Origin of the sequence: Acinetobacter sp. YH12156 (assembly GCF_013418235.1) — a bacterium.
Classification (GTDB): domain Bacteria; phylum Pseudomonadota; class Gammaproteobacteria; order Pseudomonadales; family Moraxellaceae; genus Acinetobacter; species Acinetobacter pseudolwoffii.
The window spans coordinates 56,480-79,162 of the sequence record NZ_VPCL01000011.1 but is presented as its reverse complement, the minus strand read 5'-3'; the positions used below and the strand labels follow the sequence as shown (position 1 = coordinate 79,162).

The 22,683-nt window shown below is 42.1% G+C and carries 21 protein-coding genes, 2 tRNA genes and 1 pseudogene; 15 read left to right on the top strand and 9 right to left on the bottom strand.

Annotation, left to right across the window (positions count from 1 at the left end; all coding sequences use genetic code 11):
* Positions 1 to 89 precede the first annotated feature (89 nt).
* Together sucC and sucD are read left to right on the top strand one after the other, a co-directional pair.
* Positions 90 to 1,256, top strand: a complete 1,167-nt coding sequence (gene sucC / locus FTU87_RS10305) for an ADP-forming succinate--CoA ligase subunit beta (RefSeq protein WP_005096289.1) — start codon at positions 90 to 92, stop codon at positions 1,254 to 1,256.
* A 12-nt stretch (positions 1,257 to 1,268) separates the two neighbouring features.
* Complete coding sequence (sucD, locus tag FTU87_RS10300) at positions 1,269 to 2,159, top strand: succinate--CoA ligase subunit alpha (protein WP_005096290.1); 891 nt, start codon at positions 1,269 to 1,271, stop codon at positions 2,157 to 2,159.
* A gap of 64 nt (positions 2,160 to 2,223) precedes the next feature.
* Here sucD and FTU87_RS10295 read toward each other — a convergent pair.
* The 3 genes and pseudogenes from FTU87_RS10295 to FTU87_RS10285 all read right to left on the bottom strand — a co-directional run bounded on the left by FTU87_RS10295 (position 2,224) and on the right by FTU87_RS10285 (position 5,455).
* Positions 2,224 to 3,931: pseudogene (locus tag FTU87_RS10295) on the bottom strand (flotillin family protein).
* Positions 3,932 to 3,968: 37 nt separating this feature from the next.
* A complete protein-coding gene (locus FTU87_RS10290) occupies positions 3,969 to 4,604 on the bottom strand; it encodes a YqiJ family protein (RefSeq protein WP_005096292.1) in 636 nt (211 codons plus the stop codon).
* Between the two features lie 308 nt (positions 4,605 to 4,912).
* Positions 4,913 to 5,455 (bottom strand): hypothetical protein, encoded by a 543-nt coding sequence (locus FTU87_RS10285; RefSeq protein ID WP_005171949.1) that lies wholly within the window; start codon positions 5,453 to 5,455, stop codon positions 4,913 to 4,915.
* 311 nt (positions 5,456 to 5,766) lie between these two features.
* Between FTU87_RS10285 and cysD the strand changes: the two genes are divergently transcribed.
* The 3 genes from cysD (at position 5,767) to FTU87_RS10270 (ending at position 8,848) form a co-directional block, all read left to right on the top strand.
* A complete protein-coding gene (gene cysD, locus FTU87_RS10280; RefSeq protein WP_005096294.1) occupies positions 5,767 to 6,681 on the top strand; it encodes a sulfate adenylyltransferase subunit CysD in 915 nt (304 codons plus the stop codon).
* Positions 6,682 to 6,819: 138 nt separating this feature from the next.
* Positions 6,820 to 8,436, top strand: a complete 1,617-nt coding sequence (gene cysN / locus FTU87_RS10275) for a sulfate adenylyltransferase subunit CysN (protein ID WP_100328810.1) — start codon at positions 6,820 to 6,822, stop codon at positions 8,434 to 8,436.
* Positions 8,437 to 8,578: 142 nt separating this feature from the next.
* Positions 8,579 to 8,848 (top strand): hypothetical protein, encoded by a 270-nt coding sequence (locus FTU87_RS10270; protein ID WP_005171942.1) that lies wholly within the window; start codon positions 8,579 to 8,581, stop codon positions 8,846 to 8,848.
* Positions 8,849 to 8,924: 76 nt separating this feature from the next.
* On the opposite strand, the gene FTU87_RS10265 is transcribed toward FTU87_RS10270, so the two are convergent.
* Positions 8,925 to 9,269 carry a co-chaperone YbbN gene (locus tag FTU87_RS10265; protein ID WP_005171940.1) on the bottom strand — a complete coding sequence of 115 codons (345 nt, stop codon included), beginning with the start codon at positions 9,267 to 9,269 and terminating at the stop codon, positions 8,925 to 8,927.
* Positions 9,270 to 9,396: 127 nt separating this feature from the next.
* Here FTU87_RS10265 and FTU87_RS10260 point away from each other — a divergent pair, with 127 nt between their 5' ends.
* The 3 genes from FTU87_RS10260 to FTU87_RS10250 all read left to right on the top strand — a co-directional run bounded on the left by FTU87_RS10260 (position 9,397) and on the right by FTU87_RS10250 (position 11,862).
* A complete protein-coding gene (locus FTU87_RS10260) occupies positions 9,397 to 10,389 on the top strand; it encodes an NAD(P)H-quinone oxidoreductase (protein ID WP_180097246.1) in 993 nt (330 codons plus the stop codon).
* 213 nt (positions 10,390 to 10,602) lie between these two features.
* Positions 10,603 to 10,806 (top strand): hypothetical protein, encoded by a 204-nt coding sequence (locus FTU87_RS10255; RefSeq protein ID WP_159516433.1) that lies wholly within the window; start codon positions 10,603 to 10,605, stop codon positions 10,804 to 10,806.
* Positions 10,807 to 10,959: 153 nt separating this feature from the next.
* Positions 10,960 to 11,862: a YafY family protein gene (locus FTU87_RS10250; protein ID WP_100328807.1), complete on the top strand. Its 903-nt coding sequence runs from the start codon at positions 10,960 to 10,962 to the stop codon at positions 11,860 to 11,862.
* Between the two features lie 152 nt (positions 11,863 to 12,014).
* Here FTU87_RS10250 and FTU87_RS10245 read toward each other — a convergent pair.
* Positions 12,015 to 12,100: transfer RNA gene (locus FTU87_RS10245), tRNA-Leu, on the bottom strand.
* A 10-nt stretch (positions 12,101 to 12,110) separates the two neighbouring features.
* Positions 12,111 to 12,184: transfer RNA gene (locus FTU87_RS10240), tRNA-Cys, on the bottom strand.
* 153 nt (positions 12,185 to 12,337) lie between these two features.
* Between FTU87_RS10240 and folD the strand changes: the two genes are divergently transcribed.
* Both folD and FTU87_RS10230 read left to right on the top strand, forming a co-directional pair.
* On the top strand, positions 12,338 to 13,186 hold the full coding sequence (gene folD / locus FTU87_RS10235; protein WP_074383079.1) for a bifunctional methylenetetrahydrofolate dehydrogenase/methenyltetrahydrofolate cyclohydrolase FolD: 849 nt from the start codon (positions 12,338 to 12,340) through the stop codon (positions 13,184 to 13,186).
* A 167-nt stretch (positions 13,187 to 13,353) separates the two neighbouring features.
* Positions 13,354 to 14,022, top strand: coding sequence for a methyltransferase (locus tag FTU87_RS10230; protein WP_180097244.1), 669 nt, complete (start codon positions 13,354 to 13,356; stop codon positions 14,020 to 14,022).
* Positions 14,023 to 14,083: 61 nt separating this feature from the next.
* Here FTU87_RS10230 and FTU87_RS10225 read toward each other — a convergent pair whose 3' ends face one another.
* Both FTU87_RS10225 and FTU87_RS10220 read right to left on the bottom strand, forming a co-directional pair.
* The gene (locus FTU87_RS10225) at positions 14,084 to 14,506 is read right to left on the bottom strand and encodes a hypothetical protein (protein ID WP_100328804.1); all 423 of its coding nucleotides are present in this window, start codon (positions 14,504 to 14,506) and stop codon (positions 14,084 to 14,086) included.
* A gap of 134 nt (positions 14,507 to 14,640) precedes the next feature.
* Positions 14,641 to 16,470, bottom strand: coding sequence for a phosphoenolpyruvate carboxykinase (GTP) (locus FTU87_RS10220; RefSeq protein WP_100355272.1), 1,830 nt, complete (start codon positions 16,468 to 16,470; stop codon positions 14,641 to 14,643).
* 415 nt (positions 16,471 to 16,885) lie between these two features.
* Between FTU87_RS10220 and FTU87_RS10215 the strand changes: the two genes are divergently transcribed.
* The 4 genes from FTU87_RS10215 (at position 16,886) to groL (ending at position 20,738) form a co-directional block, all read left to right on the top strand.
* Positions 16,886 to 17,824 (top strand): diacylglycerol kinase family protein, encoded by a 939-nt coding sequence (locus tag FTU87_RS10215; protein ID WP_180097242.1) that lies wholly within the window; start codon positions 16,886 to 16,888, stop codon positions 17,822 to 17,824.
* Complete coding sequence (locus FTU87_RS10210; protein ID WP_180097241.1) at positions 17,805 to 18,581, top strand: metallophosphoesterase; 777 nt, start codon at positions 17,805 to 17,807, stop codon at positions 18,579 to 18,581. The genes FTU87_RS10215 and FTU87_RS10210 overlap by 20 nt, the downstream gene beginning before the upstream one ends.
* 168 nt (positions 18,582 to 18,749) lie before the next feature.
* Positions 18,750 to 19,037 carry a co-chaperone GroES gene (groES, locus tag FTU87_RS10205; protein WP_005096311.1) on the top strand — a complete coding sequence of 96 codons (288 nt, stop codon included), beginning with the start codon at positions 18,750 to 18,752 and terminating at the stop codon, positions 19,035 to 19,037.
* A 66-nt stretch (positions 19,038 to 19,103) separates the two neighbouring features.
* A complete protein-coding gene (groL, locus tag FTU87_RS10200; protein WP_180097239.1) occupies positions 19,104 to 20,738 on the top strand; it encodes a chaperonin GroEL in 1,635 nt (544 codons plus the stop codon).
* Between the two features lie 67 nt (positions 20,739 to 20,805).
* Here groL and FTU87_RS10195 read toward each other — a convergent pair whose 3' ends face one another.
* Positions 20,806 to 21,300 carry a copper resistance protein NlpE gene (locus FTU87_RS10195; RefSeq protein ID WP_005096313.1) on the bottom strand — a complete coding sequence of 165 codons (495 nt, stop codon included), beginning with the start codon at positions 21,298 to 21,300 and terminating at the stop codon, positions 20,806 to 20,808.
* A 228-nt stretch (positions 21,301 to 21,528) separates the two neighbouring features.
* Here FTU87_RS10195 and FTU87_RS10190 point away from each other — a divergent pair, with 228 nt between their 5' ends.
* Positions 21,529 to 22,683 carry a LuxR C-terminal-related transcriptional regulator gene (locus FTU87_RS10190; protein WP_180097237.1) on the top strand — a complete coding sequence of 385 codons (1,155 nt, stop codon included), beginning with the start codon at positions 21,529 to 21,531 and terminating at the stop codon, positions 22,681 to 22,683.

Genomic DNA, 22,683 nt, shown 5'->3' with positions numbered 1-22,683 from the left:
CGATTTTAAGAAATGCTGGTACTGCTTTGACGGACGTCTGGGTACTGGTGGGTTTATAACAAGGCAAAGAAGTAATAAAAGGTTATTGAATGAATTTACATGAGTATCAAGCAAAAGCGCTATTAAAAAAATATGGTATGCCGGTACAGGAAGGGATACTTGCCACCAATGCCGATGAAACGGTACATGCTTTTGAGCAGTTAGGTGGAAAGTTCGCAGTACTGAAAGCTCAGGTGCATGCAGGTGGTCGTGGGAAGGCCGGTGGTGTAAAAGTCGTTAAATCGGCTACCGAGGCTGCTGAATATGCCAACCAGATCATCGGTTCAAACCTGGTAACTTATCAGACCGATGCCAATGGTCAGCCGGTAAATAGCATTTTAGTCTCTGAGGATGTTTATCCTGTTGAGCGCGAACTTTATTTGGGTGCGGTGGTCGATCGTTCAACCCGCCGCATTACTTTTATGGCATCGACTGAAGGCGGTGTTGAAATTGAGAAAGTGGCCGAAGAAACCCCTGAAAAAATTATTAAAGTTGAAGTTGATCCTTTAGTGGGGCTCATGCCATTTCAGGCTCGCGAAGTGGCTTTTGCCCTAAAACTCAAAGATGGCCAAATTAATCAATTTGTTAAAGTCATGACTGCTGCTTATCAGGCATTTGTAGACAATGATTTTGCACTTTTTGAAATCAATCCGCTGTCGGTACGTGAAAATGGCGATATTCTGTGTGTGGATGCCAAAATCGGGATTGATTCGAATGCACTGTACCGTTTGCCTGAAGTGGCTGCGCTACGTGATAAGTCTCAGGAAAATGAACGTGAACTCAAAGCATCTGAATTTGATCTGAACTATGTGGCATTGGAAGGGAACATTGGCTGTATGGTGAATGGTGCCGGTCTTGCGATGGCAACCATGGATATTATCAAGCTTTATGGTGGTCAACCTGCCAACTTCCTCGATGTTGGTGGTGGTGCGACCAAAGAGCGCGTGATTGAAGCTTTTAAAATTATTCTGGCAGATCACTCTGTGCAGGGTGTGTTGATTAATATTTTTGGTGGAATTGTACGTTGTGACATGATTGCAGAAGCAATTATTGCGGCGGTTCAGGAAGTAAATGTGACCGTTCCTGTGGTTGTTCGCCTCGAAGGCAACAATGCGGAACTGGGTGCAAAATTACTGGATGAATCAGGTTTGAAATTGATTTCTGCAAATGGTCTTGCTGACGCTGCAGAAAAAATCGTTGCTGCTGTAAAAGCTTAAGGAGTATCAATCATGAGCGTATTAGTGAATAAAGACACCAAAGTATTGGTACAGGGCTTTACAGGAAAAAACGGCACATTTCATTCTGAGCAGGCTTTGGCTTACGGCACCAAAGTTGTCGGTGGTGTAACACCGGGTAAGGGTGGTCAAACCCATCTGGAATTACCAGTATTCAATACCATGCGCGAAGCGGTGAAAGAAACTGGCGCAGATGCTTCGGTGATTTATGTTCCTGCACCATTTGTGCTGGATTCTATTGTTGAAGCGGTTGATTCGGGCATTGAGTTAATTGTGGTGATCACTGAAGGTGTACCGACCATCGACATGCTTAAAGCCAAGCGTTATCTGGAAACCAATGGTAATGGCACGCGTTTAATCGGGCCAAACTGTCCGGGCATTATTACGCCGGGTGAATGTAAGATCGGGATCATGCCGGGTCATATTCATCAGCCGGGTAAAATTGGAATTATCTCGCGCTCAGGGACTTTGACCTATGAAGCCGTAGCGCAGACCACCAAGCTTGGACTGGGTCAGTCTACTTGTATCGGGATCGGGGGAGATCCGATTCCGGGCATGAACCAGATTGACTGCTTGAAACTGTTCCAGGACGATCCTCAGACTGAAGCCATTATTATGATTGGTGAAATTGGTGGTACCGCAGAAGAAGAGGCAGCGGAATATATTCAGGCTCATGTCACCAAGCCTGTGGTCGGTTATATTGCAGGTGTTACCGCACCTAAAGGCAAGCGTATGGGGCATGCGGGTGCAATTATTTCAGGTGGTAAAGGAACTGCTGAAGAAAAATTTGCTGCCTTTGAGCGTGCGGGTATGGCATATACCCGCAGTCCTGCGGAACTTGGTTCAACCATGTTGCAAGTATTGAAAGATAAAGGTTTGGTTTGATTTATAGATTAAACATGCACTAAAAAGCTCCCAGTTGGGAGCTTTTTTATATCTCATTCTATTTTTAAGTTTTAGCCTTCAGACTCTGGGTCATACCATTAATATCACCACCCTGAATACCAAGTTCATTCATTAGGCTATCAATTAAGGGTGCTTGGCTGCGATAACGCAGGGCGCTATTTACCACCTGATCTGACAGGGCAACATTGCCATTTTCATGATGTGCATCTGTCTGACAGGAACCGGCATGACTGCCATGCAGGCCATTGACCTGAAGAATCTTGATGTCATCAATATTTTCCATCGGTTTAACACTTTCCCGGATAATTTCAGGCAAGTATTTCAACATGGCTAGGCGAATCTGCATTTCGACCTGTTCAGGTGACAGCACATTATTGGCTTCGTTGACTGCACGGGTACCTTCTGCATCGACCTGATACTGTTTTTCCATCGCCTGAGCCAGTAGAATTTTTGCGTCCGCTTCACCTTTGGCCTTAAGACGAACCTTTTCGGCTTCAGCTTCAGCAGCAATACGTACTGCTTCGGCATCATCTGCTGCGGCTTGTTTTCCGGCTTCAGCGGCAACCGTAATCGCAATTGCATCTTTTTCCGCGTGTTCTTTGGCTGCGACCAGCTCAACCGCTTTTTGACGCTCTGCCTGCTGGATTTGGCGTACAGTGATGACTTCTTCTTCCGCTTTTACCGCTTGAGCACGTGCCTGATCGGCTTGCGCTTTGGCTTCAGATTCGGCGCGAGATTTTTCTGCAATGGCAATGGCACGATCCTGTTCGGCCAGCTCAATAGTTTTCTTTTGTTCGACTTGGGCTTTTTGAATCAGCTGCGCTTTTTGGATATTCTCATTTTCTACATCACGGGCCGCTAAAATACGCTTGAGGTCGACTTCTCGTTCAGCAGCAATTTGTGCTTCTTCTGCTTCACGTTTTTTTACCGGCTTCCTGAGCAGAAATTTCAGCCAGTTGCTCGGCACGGCGAATGGCAATTTCGCGTTCCTGTTGCAGCTTGGCATATTCTTCTTCACGAATGATTTGCAGGCGCGCCTGTTCTGCTTCCAGATTTTTAGTTTTGATCGCCAGGTCGGTATCCTGCTCGATATGATTTCGCTTGCGACGACGATCTTCAATGGTTTCAGTGAGCTTGGTCAGGCCTTCAGCATCAAAGGCATTTTGTGGATTGAAATATTTAAATCCAGTTTGATCCAGGCCAGTCAGGGAAACGGTTTCCAGTTCCAGACCATTTTTATGCAAATCTTCTGAAACCACTTGCTGTACTTTTTGTACAAAGTCGACCCGTTTTTCATGCAGTTCTTCCATGGCCATTTCTGCTGCTACTGCACGCAGTGAATCGACAAATTTGCCTTCGACCAGATTTTTTAATTCATTCGGTGACATGGTCTTTTGCCCGAGCGTTTGTGCAGCTGTTGCAATTGAATCAGCAGTAGGTTTGACCCGCACATAGAATTCGGCCATGACATCCACGCGCATACGGTCACGGGTAATCAGTGCCTGATCATCTGCACGGCGCACTTCAAGACGCAGGGTGTTCATATTGACTTGAATGATTTCATGCAAGACTGGGAGCACGATTGCTCCTCCACCCAAAATCACTTTTTCACCACCCCAACCGGTACGCACAAAGGAGATTTCTTTACTGGAGCGGCGGTATAGGCGCGCAATGATGAGACCGAAGGTCACCAGTGCTGCAAAAATAATTCCAGAAATAATTAAAATATTATATAAATCAAAAGTTAACATTATTATAAAGTCTCAGTTTGGTTCTGGCTGAATAAAATTAGAGTGCAGTGGCTTGAAAGCCATTTTTGGTTTTATGGGTCAGTACGACATTCTGACCTTGATTTAAAATTTGATTGGTTTCTGGTTCGACTAAAACATAATGGGTCTGGCCATGCTGATCCCGGACTTTGGCTTGTGCAGGAGAGTTGACTTTGGCATCACCCAGAATAATGATTGCGGTACGCCCAATAAGCTCGTCACTATAAATGGCAGAAGTTTCATCTTGAGGCATAAGCTTGCTGGCAGCCATGGCAAGCCAGCGCACTATCGGCATACACAGAAACAGACAGGCTGGGGAAATTAGCCATACATTGAAGAGCTGGCTGGTCAGGCGTTCAAATATTCCCTGAATCAATAAGCCACTCAGGCCATAACTGGTCAGAAAAATGATGAGCCAGATAAATAAAGGCAGACGTCCCAGATATAACCAGTCAAATACTTTGGTGAAAAAGCCGGGATGTTGATCTGGATTAATTTCTGGTTGCAGGGGGTCTTCAGGCAAAAACTGTTCTAACATATTCTGCGAGCCGCCACCGAGCAGCAGTAATATGCATTCCAGTGCAGCAAACATCAGCATCAGACTCAGGCTGATACTAAATACGATATTTGACGGATGAGTAAACAGTTCCCACATTTTTTATCTCTATAATTATGTTTTAGGAAAAGTGTAAGGAAGCCTCTGATGCTATAACGATAGCAGTAATTATTAATTTTGTATGCAAAAAAATAACAAAAAACCTTATAAACAAGGATTGAATATATTATGTATTTAATAATTATTGAACTATTAAAGTTAATAGTAAACTATAAGTTTATTTAGGATCTTCTAAAAAATTAATTATTTTCAATATGTTGTGTGAATTTTAAGGTTGTGTGGATTGGTTTTTCTGAGAAATATAGAAATACTGTGCCTTAGTATCTCTATATTTCTTTCTTAAAGACTTAGAGTAAGGCAGTCTGAATCCGGACTTTCATATCCAGAGTCTGTTGCAGAATATAGTTTTTTATCCATGTGATCTGTTCACCCATCGGGTTCACCTTGATCGCAGTATCCAGAAAATGCAGATCCGGCTGACTGAAAAGTTGCTGTTCCAAAGTCTGCTCCAGCATCTGGCTATTGCTGGTTAAAGGCAATGCCACCAGATAGAATGCTTTAGGGTAATTGTAAAATGCATAGAGTAAGTTAAAGGCTTTTTGATCACCTTTAAGATTACCCGCACCGATTTCATAAGCTGCATTCTGGTTGCTATACGTCACACCCAATAAGAATTCCCAATGACCTTCTTGCAAACGCAGACCAAACTGTAATCCGATCTGGTCGGCAGTCAGTTCATGTTGCAAATAGATATTTAAAGGCTTGCCGTCTTCACTGAAAGGTTCTTGTAAGACTAAAATGTGTTGCTGATGCTGATAAATGTAACCTGCAAGCTCTGCTTGTTCCAGGCGAGTTTTTAGAGTGGAGAGATCAAAAGCGCTATAAGCCATAAGCAAAATATATCAAAGGGAGAATTTAGCCTACTCTATTAATTTTTCAGCATCTTGGAAACCACTACTTTAGATTATTTATCTATACTTTTATGGGTGATTTTAAAAATTAATACAGCAAAAATAGTCAGATGTGGTGACGTTCATTATTGATTCATAAAAACTGATATTTGTTATTAGTGAATTTTTATATGAGCTTTTGATATATCAATATCATAAAACAAGCAATGGCTAAGATAAGTAAATCACTATAATGAATATAAATTTTCAAAAGTGTCATAAGTACACGTTTTTCTAAGCTGGTGTTGTCCATGTCGTTAAATGAGGAAAGACTTACTCATCTCAAACAGCTTGAAGCTGAGAGTATTCATATTATCCGTGAAGTAGCAGCTGAATTTGAAAATCCAGTCATGCTTTATTCCATTGGTAAAGATTCAGCAGTCATGCTGCATCTTGCACTGAAAGCGTTTTATCCAGCCAAACTTCCATTCCCGCTACTGCATGTAGACACGGGTTGGAAATTTAAAGACATGATTGCTTTCCGTGACAACATGGCAAAAAAACATGGTTTTGATTTGATCGTGCATCAAAACAAAGAAGGAGTCGAGGCAGGCATCAATCCTTTCGATCATGGTAGTTCAAAATATACTGACATCATGAAGACCCAAGGTTTAAAACAAGCCTTAAATAAATACAAGTTTGATGCTGCTTTTGGTGGTGCGCGCCGTGATGAAGAAAAATCTCGTGCCAAAGAACGTGTCTATTCATTCCGTGATGATAAACATCGTTGGGATCCCAAAAACCAACGCCCTGAACTTTGGAACCTTTACAACGGTAAAGTAAATCAAGGTGAAAGTATTCGTGTATTCCCGTTATCAAACTGGACCGAGTTGGATATCTGGCAATACATCTATTTGGAAAGCATTCCACTTGTGCCACTTTACCTGGCTGCAGAACGTCCTGTGGTTGAGCGTAGCGGTACACTTATTATGGTGGATGACGAACGTATGCCTTTAAAAGAAGGTGAAGTTCCACAAATGAAATCGGTACGTTTCCGTACTTTAGGTTGTTATCCATTAACAGGTGCGGTTGAATCAACTGCAGATACCTTGCCGGAAATTATCCAAGAAATGCTCTTGGCAACCAGCTCTGAGCGTCAGGGTCGTATGATTGACCATGATGAAGCAGGCTCGATGGAGAAGAAGAAGCAGGAAGGCTACTTCTAATTTAATCTCCCCCTAAAAATCTCCCCAAACCCCTCTTTGAGAAAGAGGGGCTTAAAAGTGGAGGAAGTCTCCCTTTTATACAGGGAGATTTAGAGGGATTAAAAACCGATTTCTAAAGAATATGTGGAGCTTTGGGCAATGTCTCATCAATCAGAACTGATTAGCCAAGATATTTTGGGCTATTTGAAACAACATGAAAATAAAGACCTGTTGCGTTTCCTGACTTGCGGTAACGTAGATGATGGTAAATCGACTCTAATTGGTCGACTGCTTTACGATTCAAAATTGATTTATGAAGATCAATTGCAAGCCGTCACCCGTGACTCGAAAAAAGTCGGTACCACAGGCGATGCACCTGACTTGGCACTTCTGGTAGATGGTCTGCAGGCAGAACGTGAGCAGGGCATTACCATTGATGTCGCCTATCGTTATTTCTCGACTGAAAAGCGTAAGTTCATCATTGCCGATACTCCGGGACATGAGCAGTACACCCGTAACATGGCAACAGGTGCATCGACCTGCGACCTTGCGATTATCTTGATTGATGCGCGTTATGGTGTGCAAACTCAAACCCGTCGTCATACCTTTATTGCAAGCTTACTTGGTATTAAAAATATTGTTGTTGCGATCAACAAGATGGACCTGGTGGACTTCTCTGAAGCCCGCTTCAATGAAATTCAGGCAGAATATGCAGCATTCGTTGCGCAGTTGGGTGATCGTAAACCATCGAACATCATCTTTACGCCAATTTCTGCATTGAATGGCGATAACGTGGTGAACAAGTCCGCCAATACACCGTGGTACACCGGTGAAACATTGATGGGTACGCTTGAGTCGGTAGAAATTAACCGTACTTCGGCAAAAGCAGATTTTCGTTTTCCTGTGCAATATGTCAACCGTCCAAACCTCGATTTCCGTGGTTTCTGCGGCACGATTGCACTTGGTGATATCAACGTTGGCGATACCGTAACGGCTTTACCATCAGGTAAATCATCAACAGTAAAAGAAATCGTTACTTTTGATGGCAATCTTGAGCATGCTGTTGCAGGTCAAGCGGTGACTTTAACGCTCAACGATGAAATTGATATTTCACGTGGTAACGTATTAATTCGTGCCGATCAAGCGGTTCCAAATATTTCTCGTTCAGTTCAAGCGACTGTGGTGTGGATGGCAGATCAAGCGCTGGTGATTGGCAAGCTGTACAACATTAAGATTGGTACACAGACTGTTCCTGCAAAAGTGACAGCGATTCATTACCGTACCAACGTCAACACACTGGAGAAAGTTCAGGTCGAAAATCTTGAGCTGAATGCGATTGCCAATGTGACTGTTGAATTTGATGCGCCCGTGGTCTTTGACCGTTATCAAGACAGCCGTTATACCGGTTCATTTATCTTTATTGATCGTTTAAATAACGTGACGATTGGTGCAGGTATGGTGGAAGAATCAGTTGAATGGTCTGCACATGATGAGCCCGTGACTGCTGAAGTGCGTGCTGCGCGTTTGGGGCAAAAACCTGCTGCGCTGACTGTCTCGGCAAAAGCTTTGGAAAATGCTCAGGCACTTGAAAGTTTATTGATTCAGCAAGGCATCGTGGCAATTGCCAGAGCGGGTCTTGATGTTACACAAGTTGCATTGCTTCGTGAAACAGGTGTGGTGGTGATTACCGATACTGCTGAAGGTACGGACACCACTTTAATTATGGAAGCAGTCGAAGAGCTTGCTGATAAAATTGTAGAATTGGTTCGATTATAAGACTGAGTCGATTTAAAAAACCCGCTGTAAAGCGGGTTTTTTATTTGGATGCTTTTAAGTATGTAAGTAATGTGCAGCCGTGTGAATGTTGAACTTTCACTTAAATTTCTTCTCGATATAATACAAATATTGAGGGGTGTTTATGAAAAAAATATTTATTTTAATCGGGTTGTGTTTGGCTTTTGGGGTGGACGCTAAACAGGCGACCAGTACAGATGCAATTAAGCAAAAAATTATCCAGCAGTCGATTGATCGTTATCCGGGGAATTGTCCATGTCCTTACAATACGGCCAGTAATGGCAGTCGCTGTGGTAAACGTAGTGCATATAATCGGGCGGGTGGGCATGCACCTTTGTGTTATCCGGAAGATGTCAGTGATCGGATGGTCAAAGAGTATAAAAGCCGTGGTTAATTACCAAGTCCGGATTTTACCGAGGGGTAAAAACGAAATTTTCTCTACAGTTTATCTTCAGATATGTATGCTTCAATTATTCAGAAAAATCAGTTAGGGATTGAGATAGAATCGTCTTTATCTCCGTTAGACTTTTTGCGCCAGCAATCCTTTTAATGATTGTGCCATTTTTAAAAATCAGCGTAGAAGGTAGACCATAAACATGATAGCGCAAGGTTAATACTGGAGATTGGTCGATATTTACTTTGCCAAATTTGATTTCGGGCTTGCTTTCAGCATATTGCGCTGCCAGTTCATTAAAGACCGGAAAATTCTGAATACAAGGCTTACACCATTCGGCATAAAAGCGAATGACTGCAAAACCTTCGAACCATTCAAAATTACTGTAATTATTCTCGTTATACTCAATGATCTCGCTCATATCCATCTCCTATCAATTTTTTGAATAGTGACTTGATTATACATAAGTCCGACTTGGCTTCATTCCTCAGCTTAACTATGTTCAAATAAAGCCAAGTATCTTGAATATTCAATAAGCAGGGAAATATATGTCACAAGCAAGCATGCAACAGGTCATTATTACAGAACCGGGCGATATCGATAAATTGGCTTATGAAACGGTTGCAATCCCCGAAGCCAAAGCAGATGAAGTTCTGGTGAAAGTCCATGCTTTTGGTATTAACCGTCCAGATATCTTGCAGCGTCAAGGCTTATATCCGATGCCTAAAGGGGTAACCCCAGTTCCTGGTCTGGAAGTTGCCGGTATTGTTGAAGCTGTAGGTGGCGATGTCACCAAATTTAAAGTGGGTGATCAAGTCTGCGGTCTAACCAATGGTGGTGGTTATGCAGAATATTGTGTCGTACCAGAAAGCCAGACCTTGAATATTCCGGAAGGTGTAAGCTTTACACAGGCGGCAGCCATTCCTGAAACCTTTTTTACCGTGTGGGCCAATGTGTTCCAGATGGGGCAGGCCAAAGCAGGCGAAACCGTGCTGATTCATGGCGGGAGCAGCGGCATTGGCACTACTGCTTTAATGTTATGTAAAGCACTCGGAATCAAAACTTTTGCGACTGTCGGTTCGGATGAAAAAGTTGCAGCAATTTCTGATTTAACCACAGCTATTAACTATAAAACTCAGGACTTTGAGCAAGTGATTAATGAAGCAACTGACAATGGCGGCGTCGATGTCATTTTAGATATGGTCGGTGCGCCTTATTTAGAGCGTAATTTAAATTTGTTGCGCCGTGATGGACGTCTGGTGTATATCGCCTTTTTGGGCGGTCGTAAAGCCAAAGAGGTTAATTTAGGTCCTATCATGATGAAACGTCTGACCATTACCGGTTCGACCATGCGAGCACGAAGCACCGCTGAAAAAGCGGAAATTGCACAAGGTCTGAAAGAGCAGATTGCACCATTATGGGCAAAAGGCGAATGTTTGCCGATGATCTATAAAACGTTTAAGTTTGATCAAATTCAAGATGCCCATGCCGCAATGGATACGGGAGAACATGTGGGTAAAGTTGTGGTTGAAATTATTTAATACGATATAAATGATTTAAAAAAGCCAGTAATTTTACTGGCTTTTTTAATTTTGAGTAAAATCTTATTACAAATAAATATATAAAATTTTGAATAAAAATTAAAAAATGTTAACTGTTCGACACAACCTGTCAAGAATGCCACGTAAATTGCATCTATCGATAATTCCGACTAATTGGTTCAACATTCACATGAATGTGAGAGGGAAAATAAGATGAAAATTATTCCAATAGTATATAGTTCAAAACATAGTTTAAAAGCATTGCATCGTATTCATAAAATGATTATTCGCGGAAGCATGAGTTGGGCAGAGTTACATAAAATGTATCGAGCGATGCTGCATCTGGAGCGTTATATGGAAAGATTAACGCTCCAGAATCGTCCTTTAAGCAAGAAAGCATCCAGAAAATCCAAATAAGGTCTTGTATTTTTGGGATGAATAAAGGGTCAAGATCTGAGGTAAAAGAATATCTTAGACTTTATCCTAATATGATTCACTTATTGGTATTTAGTATAATCATTAAGTATCTAGCGATAAATAAGTACATGTGAATGTATTAAGTGGGGATTTATGAAGCGCCCAGCTTCAACACATGAGCGTCTTGCAGAGCGTTTAGCCAGAATTTTGACCAAATTAAATGTCGGATATCAACTCCGGGCTGCAGAGCTAGCTGCAGAATTTCAGGTCAGTAGCCGCACCATTGAACGTGATTTTGACCGATTAAACTCTTATCTGCCTTTACGCCAAGATCAACAGAAACGATATTATCTGGATCCCTCTTATTTGGGGCGGTTCAAGTTGCAGGATATTCAGACCTTTGCCCAGCTTTCCGGGATCAGTGAGCTGTATCCCGCACTAGATATGTCCTTTTTACGTGAATTGCTGGATGATCGCGCCAATCTGGTTTTTTCTGCCAAAGGCTATCATTTTGAAGATGCCAAACAGTTTGCCGAGCATTTCAAGCTGCTGGCAGGTGCAATCTATAAACGTCAGCAGATTGAATTACTTTATGCCGATCAATTGCGGATCATTCAGCCTTATCGTTTGATTCACCATCATGGCATCTGGTATCTGGCGGGGGTAGATCACGACAAGCTGCGCACCTATCGCTTGAGCCAGTTGCAACAGCTCAACCTGGTTTCTGAGGAGGAGAGCTTTGAGCATGATCCTGAAGTGCTGAAAATGTTGGCAGATGAAGACAGCATCTGGTTTGGGCGGCAAAAACAGCAGGTTTTAATCAAGGTGCAACCTGAAGTTGCGGTATTTTTTAAAGAACGCCATTTATTTCCAGAACAGCAGATCGAGCAGGAAACCGAGGCTGGAGAGTTGTTCATCAGTTGCCAGATCCGTCACGAAATGCAGTTATTGCCTTTGGTGCGTTACTGGTTGCCTTATGTGAAAATTATTGAGCCGATTCATTTTCAGCAGAAACTGGAACAGGATTTGCAGGGATATTTGCGCACTGCTGGATGATATTGAGAAAGTAGAGCAGGGTAGCTTAATTAATGATCATGCTTTAAATGGAAATTTAATTTACTTATTTTTTTGATTTACTAAATTACAGGCATAAAAAAACCAGCTTTCGCTGGGTTCTTTATTTGCACCATCTTTCTATAGTAGAAGAATGGTGCCCGAGGCCAGACTCGAACTGGCACGCTTTGTGGGCGGGGGATTTTAAATCCCCTGTGTCTACCGATTTCACCACTCGGGCTTTAACAAGATGGAGGCGGAGGTCGGAATCGAACCGGCGTCCACGGAGTTGCAGTCCGCTGCATGACCACTCTGCCACCCCGCCGCGTCTTGTTGATGCGTATATTATCAAGCTCAGAAAAAAAAACAATAGTGTATTCATCTGTATGCGCATAAAAACATCATCTGGCGGAAAATATTTAAATTATTCATGTAGAATGTGCAAAATTGATTCATATCAACACTTGGGAGAAGTGCCGTGGCATTAGTTCTAGACGGTCGTGCATTGGCGAAGCAAATTGAAGCTGACTTGTTTACTCGCGTAGAAGCGCTGAAAGCAAAATCAGGTCGTACTCCAATTCTTGCGACGATTTTGGTAGGTGACGATGGCGCATCTGCAACTTATGTTCGCATGAAAGGTAATGCCTGCCGCCGTGTTGGTATGGATTCACTCAAAGTGGAACTTCCTAAAGAAACCACCACTGAAGAATTATTGGCTGAAATTGAAAAATTAAATGCAAATCCTGATGTGCACGGGATTCTGCTTCAACACCCGGTTCCGGCTCAAATTGATGAACGTGCCTGTTTTGATGCAATTTCGCTTGAAAAAGACGTAGATGGTGTGACTTGTCTGGGCTACGGTCGTATGGCAATGGGCGAAGCAGCCTATGGTTCAGCGACGCCTGCTGGGATTATGACCATTTTGAAAGAAAACAACATCGAAATCGCTGGTAAACATGCGGTGGTTGTAGGTCGTTCTGCAATTTTGGGTAAACCAATGGCTGCGATGCTGCTAGAAGCGAATGCAACCGTAACCATTTGCCATTCACGTACTCAAGATCTTGCAAGCTTTGTTAAGCAAGCTGACATTATTGTCGGTGCAGTAGGTAAAGCTGAACTGATTCAAAAAGACTGGATCAAATCAGGCGCGGTGGTTGTTGATGCTGGTTTCCATCCACGTGATGGCGGTGGTGTAGGTGATATTCAACTTGTAGGCATTGAAGAAATTGCTTCTGCTTACACACCAGTTCCGGGCGGCGTAGGTCCAATGACAATCACAACATTGATTCGTCAAACTGTTGAAGCTGCTGAGAAGGCTTTGGGTTAATTCCTACAGTGTTCCTTCTCCCTCAGGGAGAAGGCTAGGATGAGGGAGATTTTTTATAAATAATCCTCTCCCTAGCCCTCTCCTTTAATAAAGGAGAGGGAACTTTCTTTATTAATTCGGGTTTCGTGTTTGAAACTAAAATTCTGAATATTCAAAAATAAAAACCAATGAGCTGTACTTTCCAATTCCCTAAAGCCCCTGAGCATCTACTAAAAGCCTTGCATAATGTGATTCCATACTGTGAGCTGCATGCACAGCAATTGCCGGATACACCCATTTCCCTGTGGCTGATTCCGCCAGTATTTCCAACAGATAAACTGGATGATGAAGTGATTCGTCGCATCTGGAATGATACACCATACTGGATCTTTTGTTGGGCATCAGGTTTGGCGATGGCGCAGTGGCTATTGGCAGAGCCGCATCATGTCAAAGACAAAGTAGTTTTGGATTTTGGGACTGGATCGGGCGTAGTTGCCATTGCAGCGAAAATGGCAGGCGCAAAACGCGTCATCTGCTGTGACATCGATCAAGTCAGTTTGGATGCCTGTCGTGCCAATGCTGAGTTAAATGAAGTTGAGCTGGAATATCTGGATGACCTGTATAAGGCAGAGCAGCTAGATATTCTGTTAGCCGCAGATGTGCTCTATGATCAATGCAACCGTTTCTTCCTGGATGAGTTTTTAAAATTTGCACCTGAAGTCTGGGTTGCAGATAGTCGAGTAAAAAACTTTAGTCATCCTCAATATGAAAAGCTGGATGAACGTAGCGCGACGACCTGGCCAGACCTGGATGAATCGCCGGAATTTCGTAATGTCAGTTTTTATAAAACACGTTGAATTTGAAAAATAAAAAGGGCAATAAGCCCTTTTTATTGTGTTGCTTTGAATATATCGGATATTAAGAACAAGTATAACGAATGACACGCATCGTGGTTGGGCGGGCGTCTAAGGCTTCGCGTGCACCGAGATTCTCGCTATTATATAGATCTGGGGTATTGCTTAAGCTGATTTGCGTGCGGCTATTACCTAATTGGCGGCCATATTGTTCCTGCTCCGCAAGTGGATTAGAAATTTCATTAGTGCTTAAAATCTGGATATTGTAAGTTTTGGAATTTCCTAATACGTGTCTGCAGGCAGCTTGCAAGCGGTTTTCATCTTGGCTTGGTCGTCCTGAGAGGGTATAGCTCAGGGTTGCTGTATTGTCTGAACGTTCCAGAATTTCATAGCCACTTTTTCCATTGAATTGATGGGGTGTGGTCTGACATGCACTCAGTACAAAACTGCTTGCAGCCACAGCCAAAATTACTGTTGTTCTTTTCATATTTATAGTTCCTGAAGTCTTGGGCTAAGTATGCCATATTTTACTCAAGCTGCTGCTCTCATCAATTGTGATCAATTGTTTAAACAGCCAATAAAAAAGGCCGCTTACGCGACCTTTTTAAATTAAATCAGCAATTAAGCAGATTTAACCGCAGCAATAAGTTCTGCTTGACGAGTTTTTAACGCTTCTGGTAAACGCTCACCCAGCTTGTCGAACAATTCAGTGTGGCTTTCAAGTTCTTTGATCCATTGATCTTTATCTTGAGCAGTCACAAGGTCAAATTGTTCTTTAGTAAAGTCAGAACCAGTCCAGTTCAATTGTTCATAAGTTGGAACGCGGCCAATTGGTGTGTCAACAGCAGTTGCACGACCTTCACAGCGGTCAATGATCCACTCAAGAACGCGCATGTTTTGACCGAAACCAGGCCATACGAAGTTACCTTCAGCGTCACGACGGAACCAGTTCACGTTATAGATCCCAGGAAGTTTGTTGCCAGCAGCTTCAGCTTTCTCAGCAACTTGCTCGCCCATTTCTAACCAGTGCGTGAAGTAATCCGCCATGTTGTAGCCAGCGAAAGGAAGCATCGCGAACGGGTCACGACGAACAATACCTTGTTGACCAACAGCAGCAGCAGTGGTTTCAGAGCCCATGGTTGCAGCTTTGTAAACACCATCAACCCAGTCAAATGCTTCTGAAATTAGAGGTACTGTATCTGCACGACGACCACCGAAGATGAACGCAGAAATTGGAACACCTGCTGGATTTTCCCAGTCAGCGTCAATCGAAGGGCATTGACCAGCAGCAACAGTGAAGCGAGCATTTGGATGCGCAGCTTTTTCTTCGCCAGTGTGAGGTTGACCTTTCCAGTTGGTTAGGTTAGCAGGTACTTCTTTAGAAAGACCTTCCCACCATACTTCGCCGTTGTCAGTTACAGCAACGTTGGTATAGATCACATCTTTAGTTAATGTTGCCATACAGTTCGGGTTGGTCTTGGTATTTGTACCCGGCGCTACACCGAAGAAACCAGCTTCAGGGTTAATTGCATATAAGCGACCATCTTCACCTGGTTTGATCCAAGCAATATCGTCACCTACAGTTTCAATTTTCCAGCCTTCGTAGCCCGCTGGTGGAATCAACATCGCGAAGTTTGTTTTACCACATGCAGACGGGAATGCAGCTGCGATATAGTGTTTTTCACCTTGTGGATTGGTCACGCCAAGGATCAGCATGTGTTCAGCTAACCAGCCTTGTTGACGACCCATAAATGATGCAATACGTAAAGCCAGGCATTTTTTACCAAGCAATGCGTTACCGCCATAACCAGAACCGTAAGACCAGATCTCACGAGTTTCTGGATAATGCACGATGTATTTTTCAGGGTTGCAAGGCCATGCAACGTCTTTTTCGCCTTGTTCTAGCGGAGCGCCCACAGTATGTACACATGGAACGTATTCGCCATCAGTACCTAGAACGTCATAAACAGCTTTACCCATGCGAGCCATTTTAGACATGCTTACAGCAACGTAAGGAGAATCTGTTAATTCGATACCGATGTGTGCAATATGAGAACCTAAAGGACCCATAGAGAAAGGCACAACGTACAAAGTACGACCTTTCATAGAACCGTCAAACAAACCGTTGAGGCGAGCACGCATTTCAGCAGGCGCTTCCCAGTTGTTGGTTGCGCCAGCGTCTTCTTTGTTTTCAGAGCAAATGTAAGTACGACCTTCAACACGAGCAACGTCAGAAGGATCAGAATTCGCAAGATAAGAACCAGGATGAGTTTCTTGATTCAGTGCTTGCATTGTGCCGTTAGCGATCATCAAGTCGATATAACGTTGATATTCTTCTGCGCTACCGTCACACCATTCAATTTTTGCTGGTTTTGTTAATTTAGCAATCTCTTCCACCCAAGCAATAAGCTTAGGGTGACGAACGAATTCTGGTGCGTTCACTTGGGTCATGGTGAGGCCTATCTCAAATGTGTACAAAAAGGATGTACAAAGTACAATCCGAACAATAAAAATGTTGCCCGGATGATATATGAAAAAAAGTGGCTGTATTAAAGCATAAAATGATAAAAAAAATAAGACCAAAGAAGCACTAGATTTCTTTTGGCATATAATGCTATTTTATTTGTAAATATAATGAAAACAATAAGATAAAACTAAATATTTGAATTACCTTGGTTATTTATTTTAATTATGGGTGGTATTTATTTTAAAAATTATTAATAAAATCAATTTATTAATTTTATAGCACGTCTCATATTCGTTATTGATTAAATAAATGGTTGCCATTTGAATTTTACATAAAGCTACTGTTAATTGTCTATGAATTGGACAAAATGCCAATAGGCTTCATAAAGTTGTGCGAAAAATGTCTAATCAATCTAAACCCTTATCGCTTATTTATAATCATAATGCTGGTTTTCGCATACAAGGGCCAGAAGGGATCTATGAACAACTGACTGAAATATTTTCAGCGCAAGGTTATCAGACTAAAGCCTATGAAATCAATGATTCACAGCAATTTGATCATGTTATGGCGGAGGTGTTGACACGACATTTAGCGTCGGATGAAGCAGGTATCGTCGTGGCAGCAGGTGGGGATGGTACTTTAAATACAGTCGCCAAACATTTATTGAATACGCAAATTTCTGTCGGAATTTTACCCTTGGGTACTTTTAATTATGTAGCCAGATTATTAGATATTCCCTTGGATTTAATTGAAGCCGCTAAAGTGATTGCCACGGGACAATCTAAACGTATCAATGTAGCCCAAATTAATCAGGATATTTATCTGAATAATGCCAGTTTGGGTCTGTATCCCTTATTTATCAAAAAACGTGAAGATTATAACCGGCGGTTTGGTCGATTGCCGTTACATGCCTATACTTCCGCACTGGATGTGCTGATTCGCGACCGTAAGGAACTGAAACTGGAAATCTGGGTAGATCACAAGAAATATCCGCTAAAAACACCCCTGATCTTTTTTGGCAACAATCCCTTGCAACTGGCAGATATGAAAATGCAGATTGCCAAAGCAGCAGAGCAGGGTAAAGTCGCAGGAGTAGTGGTTTCTAAAAGTGATAAGCTAACTTTATTTAAGCTTGTGTATCAGTTGGTTCGTGGCAAGATTGATCAGGCTTCGGATGTTTACAGTTTTGCTGCCGATCAAGTCCGTATCGAATCTAGATCCAAGAAATTGATGGTGGCGATTGATGGCGAAATCGTAGAAATGGCGCCGCCCCTCAATATTTCTGTTTTAAAAAACAGCCTGAGTGTAAGGGTGCCGCATGATCCTGCATCTGTCTGATCTGCATTTTGGGACAGAAAAACCCGAGTGTTTAGAGGCAATTCGACAGTTCTGTCAGACTCATCCTCTGGAAGCGGTCGTCGTCAGTGGTGATCTGACCCAACGCGCACGTTTAAGTCAGTTTTTGGCCTGTAAGCGGTTTTTAGATCAGCTTGAGACACCTTATCTGGTAATTCCGGGTAATCATGATATTCCGCTCTATCATTTGTGGAATCGGCTGTTCAATCCATTTACCCGTTATCAGCTTTTTTTTGGTGAACTTGAACCCACACTTGAAACAGACAACTTTTATCTGGTGGGGGTGAACTCAATCCGGCGCCGCTATCACACCAAAGGGTATTTATCGCTTGAGCAGATTCAGCGTATTGATCGGAAATTAGGCCAAGCGCCTTCTTCCAAATTAAAAATTATTGTCAGCCATCAACCGTTCTATGTGCCTTTTCAAAATAAGCGCGGTTTTAAGGATAGTCCATTGATGGCCAAAATTGCTTTAGAAGCTTGGGCAGCACATGGCCTGTTTGCAGTCTTGCATGGACATCTGCATCAACCTGCGGTTTATGATTTGAACCTGATCTTTGAGTTAGGGGCAGATCATCCTGTTTATGATGTACATGCAGGTACTTCAGCCTCGCATCGGCTACATAAAAAAGAGCCAAATAGTTTTAATCTGATTGATGCATCAGGAAAAATTTCCCAGTATTTATTCGATGACGTGACCCAGTCCTTTCTGTTAAAGCCTGATATGTTGAATAAATAGACGAAAAATCAGTATTCGTTAAAAAAAAGCAATTTTTTTTCATTTTTGCCCTTGAAGCGTTTTATTCCATCTCCATAAAAGTGACATCAAAAATTTTTGATGATGACCCATGGAATAATTAAGTCGTCATCAGTGATCTAAAAAAGACTTAGTCTGATGGAGTTAAATATGAGCAACATTCGTCCATTACATGACCGCGTTGTTATTCGTCGTGTTGAAGAAGAAACTAAAACAGCTGGCGGTATTTTACTTCCTGGTTCTGCTGCAGAAAAACCAGCTCAAGGTGAAATCATTGCTGTAGGTAATGGTCAAATCACTGACAATGGTGTACGTGCGCTAGATGTAAAAGTTGGCGATAAAGTATTGTTCGGTACGTATGCGGGTACAACTGTGAAAGTTGACGGCGAAGAACTTCTTATTATGAAAGAATCTGACATTTTAGCGGTATTTGCTTAATTTCCGTTTAAAGTCGTCTTATATTCATCAGAATTTAAAAGATATTAAAAGTATTTGGAGTTAAAAATGTCAGCTAAAGACGTAAAATTTGGTGATTCAGCACGTTCAAAAATGATCGCTGGTGTCAATATTCTTGCAGATGCAGTAAAAGTGACTTTAGGACCTAAAGGTCGTAACGTTGTGATCGACCGTTCTTTTGGTTCACCACACATCACTAAAGATGGTGTGACTGTTGCTAAAGAAATCACGCTAAAAGACAAATTTGAAAACATGGGAGCGCAACTTGTTCGCGAAGTGTCTTCAAAAACCAATGACATCGCAGGTGACGGTACAACGACTGCAACTGTATTGGCGCAAGCAATTTTGAACGAAGGTATCAAGTCAGTGACTGCGGGTATGAACCCGATGGACTTGAAACGCGGTATCGATATTGCGGTTAAATCTTTGGTTGCTGAAATTAAAGCAACAGCTCAACCTGCGTCTGACTCTAAAGCAATCGAACAAGTCGGTTCGATCTCTGCAAACTCGGATACGACTGTTGGTAAATTGATTGCGCAAGCAATGGAAAAAGTCGGCAAAGAAGGCGTAATCACTGTTGAAGAAGGTTCGGGCTTCGAAGATTCGCTTGATGTTGTAGAAGGTATGCAGTTTGACCGTGGCTATATCTCACCATACTTCGCAAACAAACAAGACACTTTGACTGCAGAACTTGAAAATCCATTCATTCTTCTTGTAGACAAAAAAATCAGTAACATCCGTGAATTGATTACTGTGCTTGAAGCTGTTGCAAAAACAGGTAAACCACTTCTAATCATCGCTGAAGATGTTGAAGGCGAAGCGCTTGCAACTCTAGTTGTCAACAACATGCGCGGTATTATCAAAGTATGTGCGGTTAAAGCACCTGGCTTTGGTGACCGTCGTAAAGCGATGCTGCAAGACATTGCGATCTTGACTGGCGGTACGGTGATTTCTGAAGAAATTGGCATGCAGCTAGATCAAACTGCACTTGAACATTTAGGTACTGCACATAAAGTGACTGTATCTAAAGAAAACACAGTGATTGTGGATGGTGCGGGTAATGCAGGTCAAATCTCTGAACGTGTTCAGCAAATCCGTGCGCAAATTGAAGAATCGACGTCTGAATATGACAAAGAAAAACTTCAAGAACGTGTTGCTAAATTGGCAGGCGGTGTTGCAGTGATCAAAATCGGTGCTGCGACTGAAGTTGAAATGAAAGAGAAGAAAGACCGTGTAGACGATGCCCTTCATGCAACGCGTGCTGCGGTTGAAGAAGGTGTGGTTGCAGGTGGTGGTGTTGCACTGGTACGTGCAGCGAAAGTATTGGATAACGTAACTGGCGCGAATGATGACCAAAATGTAGGTATCAACATTCTACGTCGTGCGATTGAAGCGCCGCTTCGTCAAATCGTATCGAATGCGGGTGATGAGCCTTCAGTGGTGATCAATGCTGTGAAAAATGGCGAAGGCAACTTCGGTTATAACGCGGCAACAGGTGTTTATGGCGATATGCTCGAAATGGGTATTCTTGACCCAGCAAAAGTAACGCGTTCTGCACTTGAGCATGCTGCTTCTGTTGCTGCATTAATGTTGACAACTGAATGTATGATTACGGATATTCCAGAAGACAAGCCTGCAATGCCTGATATGGGCGGCATGGGTGGTATGGGCGGCATGATGTAATTCATGTTGATCATCCGATCTTAAAAAAATCCCCGCAATAGCGGGGATTTTTTTATTCTTTACAAAATTATGATGAAGACTTTTTAACTAATTTATAATTTAAATTACTCTCAATTTTTTTACCTGATTCAACATCACGTGCTTCGATAAAATTTTCGCCAACAAAGAATTTACGGTTTTCAGCTTTGTTATCTAATGTGATGAGTGACGGATCCTGAGGATCAAAACTAAAACTGCCTTTGAGTTCAAATTCATTATTATTAGCTTTCCCTAAATATTCTTCACTCAGTTCATAAGTCTTATCTGAATTAAGCTGTAACTCGACTTTAATGCCTTCACAGTCGGCACAAGGAAATACACCTTCATATTCACCTGCCCAATCTAATGAGGTCTCTGCGCTATCAGCCCGAGTCAGATTGGTACCGGGGTTATTTTGCTCCGTCATCGCTGGGCTGGATGGTGCATTATGATTCATTGGCTCATTGTCATTCTGTTTTGAACATGCTGTCAACGTTGATGAAATAGCGACTGCCATCGCAGCGGTGAATATAAATTTCTTCATTGTTTTGATCCTATGGATTTATTTGTTAGCTAATTACATTAAAAGCAGTCTGTATAGATAAATAGAGCAATCTTGTTAAAGTTTGATTCATTAGGTGAATCAGGCCAGAGTTATTGATAAGTGAGCAGGATTTAAGAATTTTTAGTCAAGTTTAAAGTCACTTTATGCTGTTTCGTTAACTAATTCTGAACGCTATGATTAGAAAATAATGATAATGCGGAGGGGATAATGAAATTAGAACAAGAAAATAATCTGATTGCAAAAATTTATGATGCTGCTGTATTGCCATCTTTGTGGCTGGATGTGATCAAAGATATCGTCAGCTATACTAAAAGTAAGAGTGCAATTTTTACCGGTCTGGATCAGCTTAATCCAGGCTATGATTTTGTTTACACGCACAATATCCCGAATGAAAGTTTGGCCGCTTATCAAGATGAGCGTATCAGAGTGATTGATATGAAACTGCATATGCCATTATGGAATGCGATCGAGATGGGCGATGCATTGAGTCATAACTGTCAGCACTATGCAGAACAGCCGGGTACGGATCACTATGTGTTCTATGAGAAGTGTTTAAAGCCTAGCGGTGTATCTTATCTGGCTGGCGTATTGCTGGATCGGGGAAATTATCGTTGGGCGGTACTGGGTATTCATCGTGCACCTGAAGTACAGCCTTTTGAACAGCCTGAGCTGGATTTTTTAAGACGCATCAGTATCCATTTACGCCGGGCTTTGCAAATTCACCGGCAAATCAACTTGATTCAGCAAGATAATTTAAGCTTGTATACGGTATTGGACAGTTTAAAAACCGGAATTGTACTGCTTGATCAAAACTTGTGTTTAAGCTATTCCAATCCTGTTGCGCAAAAGATGCTTGATCAGAGTTCATGTCTGGATCTCGATATACATAACCGTCTAAAAACCAATTATGCTCAGCAGGTACGTTTTGATCAGCTTCTGGAAAGTGCTTTGCTGGAAGATACGACCATTCAGACTGAAGTAGGTGGAGTCTTGGCGTTGAGTGATGGGGCAGGCTCACAATTCATGCTGACGGTGGTGCCATTTAAAAAATTAAGAAATATGCAACATTTACAGTCTGCTCAGCATCAGATTGCCTTATTTATGACAGATAAAAACCAGCATTATTCCCTGTCAAGAGCTTACCTACAACAGTGTTACCAGCTTTCCAAACGAGAGTTTGATTTATGCGAGTTGTTAATTAATGGTTATAAAATAGAAGATATTGCAGAACAGTGTGGCATTACGTTGAGTTCGGTACGGACGTATTTTAAAAATATTTATGAAAAAACCCAATGTTGTTCGCAAATCGAACTGATGCATTTATTGATGGGCTGTACCATTCATTTTGAGCATATTAAATAA

What these genes read in the sequence shown, in the direction of transcription:
- sucC (WP_005096289.1), top strand. Translation starts at nt 90, where the DNA reads ATGAATTTACATGAGTATCAAGCAAAAGCGCTATTAAAAAAATATGGT.
- sucD (WP_005096290.1), top strand. Translation starts at nt 1,269, where the DNA reads ATGAGCGTATTAGTGAATAAAGACACCAAAGTATTGGTACAGGGCTTT.
- FTU87_RS10290 (WP_005096292.1), bottom strand. Translation starts at nt 4,604, where the DNA reads ATGTGGGAACTGTTTACTCATCCGTCAAATATCGTATTTAGTATCAGC.
- FTU87_RS10285 (WP_005171949.1), bottom strand. Translation starts at nt 5,455, where the DNA reads ATGGCTTATAGCGCTTTTGATCTCTCCACTCTAAAAACTCGCCTGGAA.
- cysD (WP_005096294.1), top strand. Translation starts at nt 5,767, where the DNA reads ATGTCGTTAAATGAGGAAAGACTTACTCATCTCAAACAGCTTGAAGCT.
- cysN (WP_100328810.1), top strand. Translation starts at nt 6,820, where the DNA reads ATGTCTCATCAATCAGAACTGATTAGCCAAGATATTTTGGGCTATTTG.
- FTU87_RS10270 (WP_005171942.1), top strand. Translation starts at nt 8,579, where the DNA reads ATGAAAAAAATATTTATTTTAATCGGGTTGTGTTTGGCTTTTGGGGTG.
- FTU87_RS10265 (WP_005171940.1), bottom strand. Translation starts at nt 9,269, where the DNA reads ATGAGCGAGATCATTGAGTATAACGAGAATAATTACAGTAATTTTGAA.
- FTU87_RS10260 (WP_180097246.1), top strand. Translation starts at nt 9,397, where the DNA reads ATGTCACAAGCAAGCATGCAACAGGTCATTATTACAGAACCGGGCGAT.
- FTU87_RS10255 (WP_159516433.1), top strand. Translation starts at nt 10,603, where the DNA reads ATGAAAATTATTCCAATAGTATATAGTTCAAAACATAGTTTAAAAGCA.
- FTU87_RS10250 (WP_100328807.1), top strand. Translation starts at nt 10,960, where the DNA reads ATGAAGCGCCCAGCTTCAACACATGAGCGTCTTGCAGAGCGTTTAGCC.
- FTU87_RS10230 (WP_180097244.1), top strand. Translation starts at nt 13,354, where the DNA reads ATGAGCTGTACTTTCCAATTCCCTAAAGCCCCTGAGCATCTACTAAAA.
- FTU87_RS10225 (WP_100328804.1), bottom strand. Translation starts at nt 14,506, where the DNA reads ATGAAAAGAACAACAGTAATTTTGGCTGTGGCTGCAAGCAGTTTTGTA.
- FTU87_RS10220 (WP_100355272.1), bottom strand. Translation starts at nt 16,470, where the DNA reads ATGACCCAAGTGAACGCACCAGAATTCGTTCGTCACCCTAAGCTTATT.
- FTU87_RS10215 (WP_180097242.1), top strand. Translation starts at nt 16,886, where the DNA reads ATGTCTAATCAATCTAAACCCTTATCGCTTATTTATAATCATAATGCT.
- FTU87_RS10210 (WP_180097241.1), top strand. Translation starts at nt 17,805, where the DNA reads ATGATCCTGCATCTGTCTGATCTGCATTTTGGGACAGAAAAACCCGAG.
- groES (WP_005096311.1), top strand. Translation starts at nt 18,750, where the DNA reads ATGAGCAACATTCGTCCATTACATGACCGCGTTGTTATTCGTCGTGTT.
- groL (WP_180097239.1), top strand. Translation starts at nt 19,104, where the DNA reads ATGTCAGCTAAAGACGTAAAATTTGGTGATTCAGCACGTTCAAAAATG.
- FTU87_RS10195 (WP_005096313.1), bottom strand. Translation starts at nt 21,300, where the DNA reads ATGAAGAAATTTATATTCACCGCTGCGATGGCAGTCGCTATTTCATCA.
- FTU87_RS10190 (WP_180097237.1), top strand. Translation starts at nt 21,529, where the DNA reads ATGAAATTAGAACAAGAAAATAATCTGATTGCAAAAATTTATGATGCT.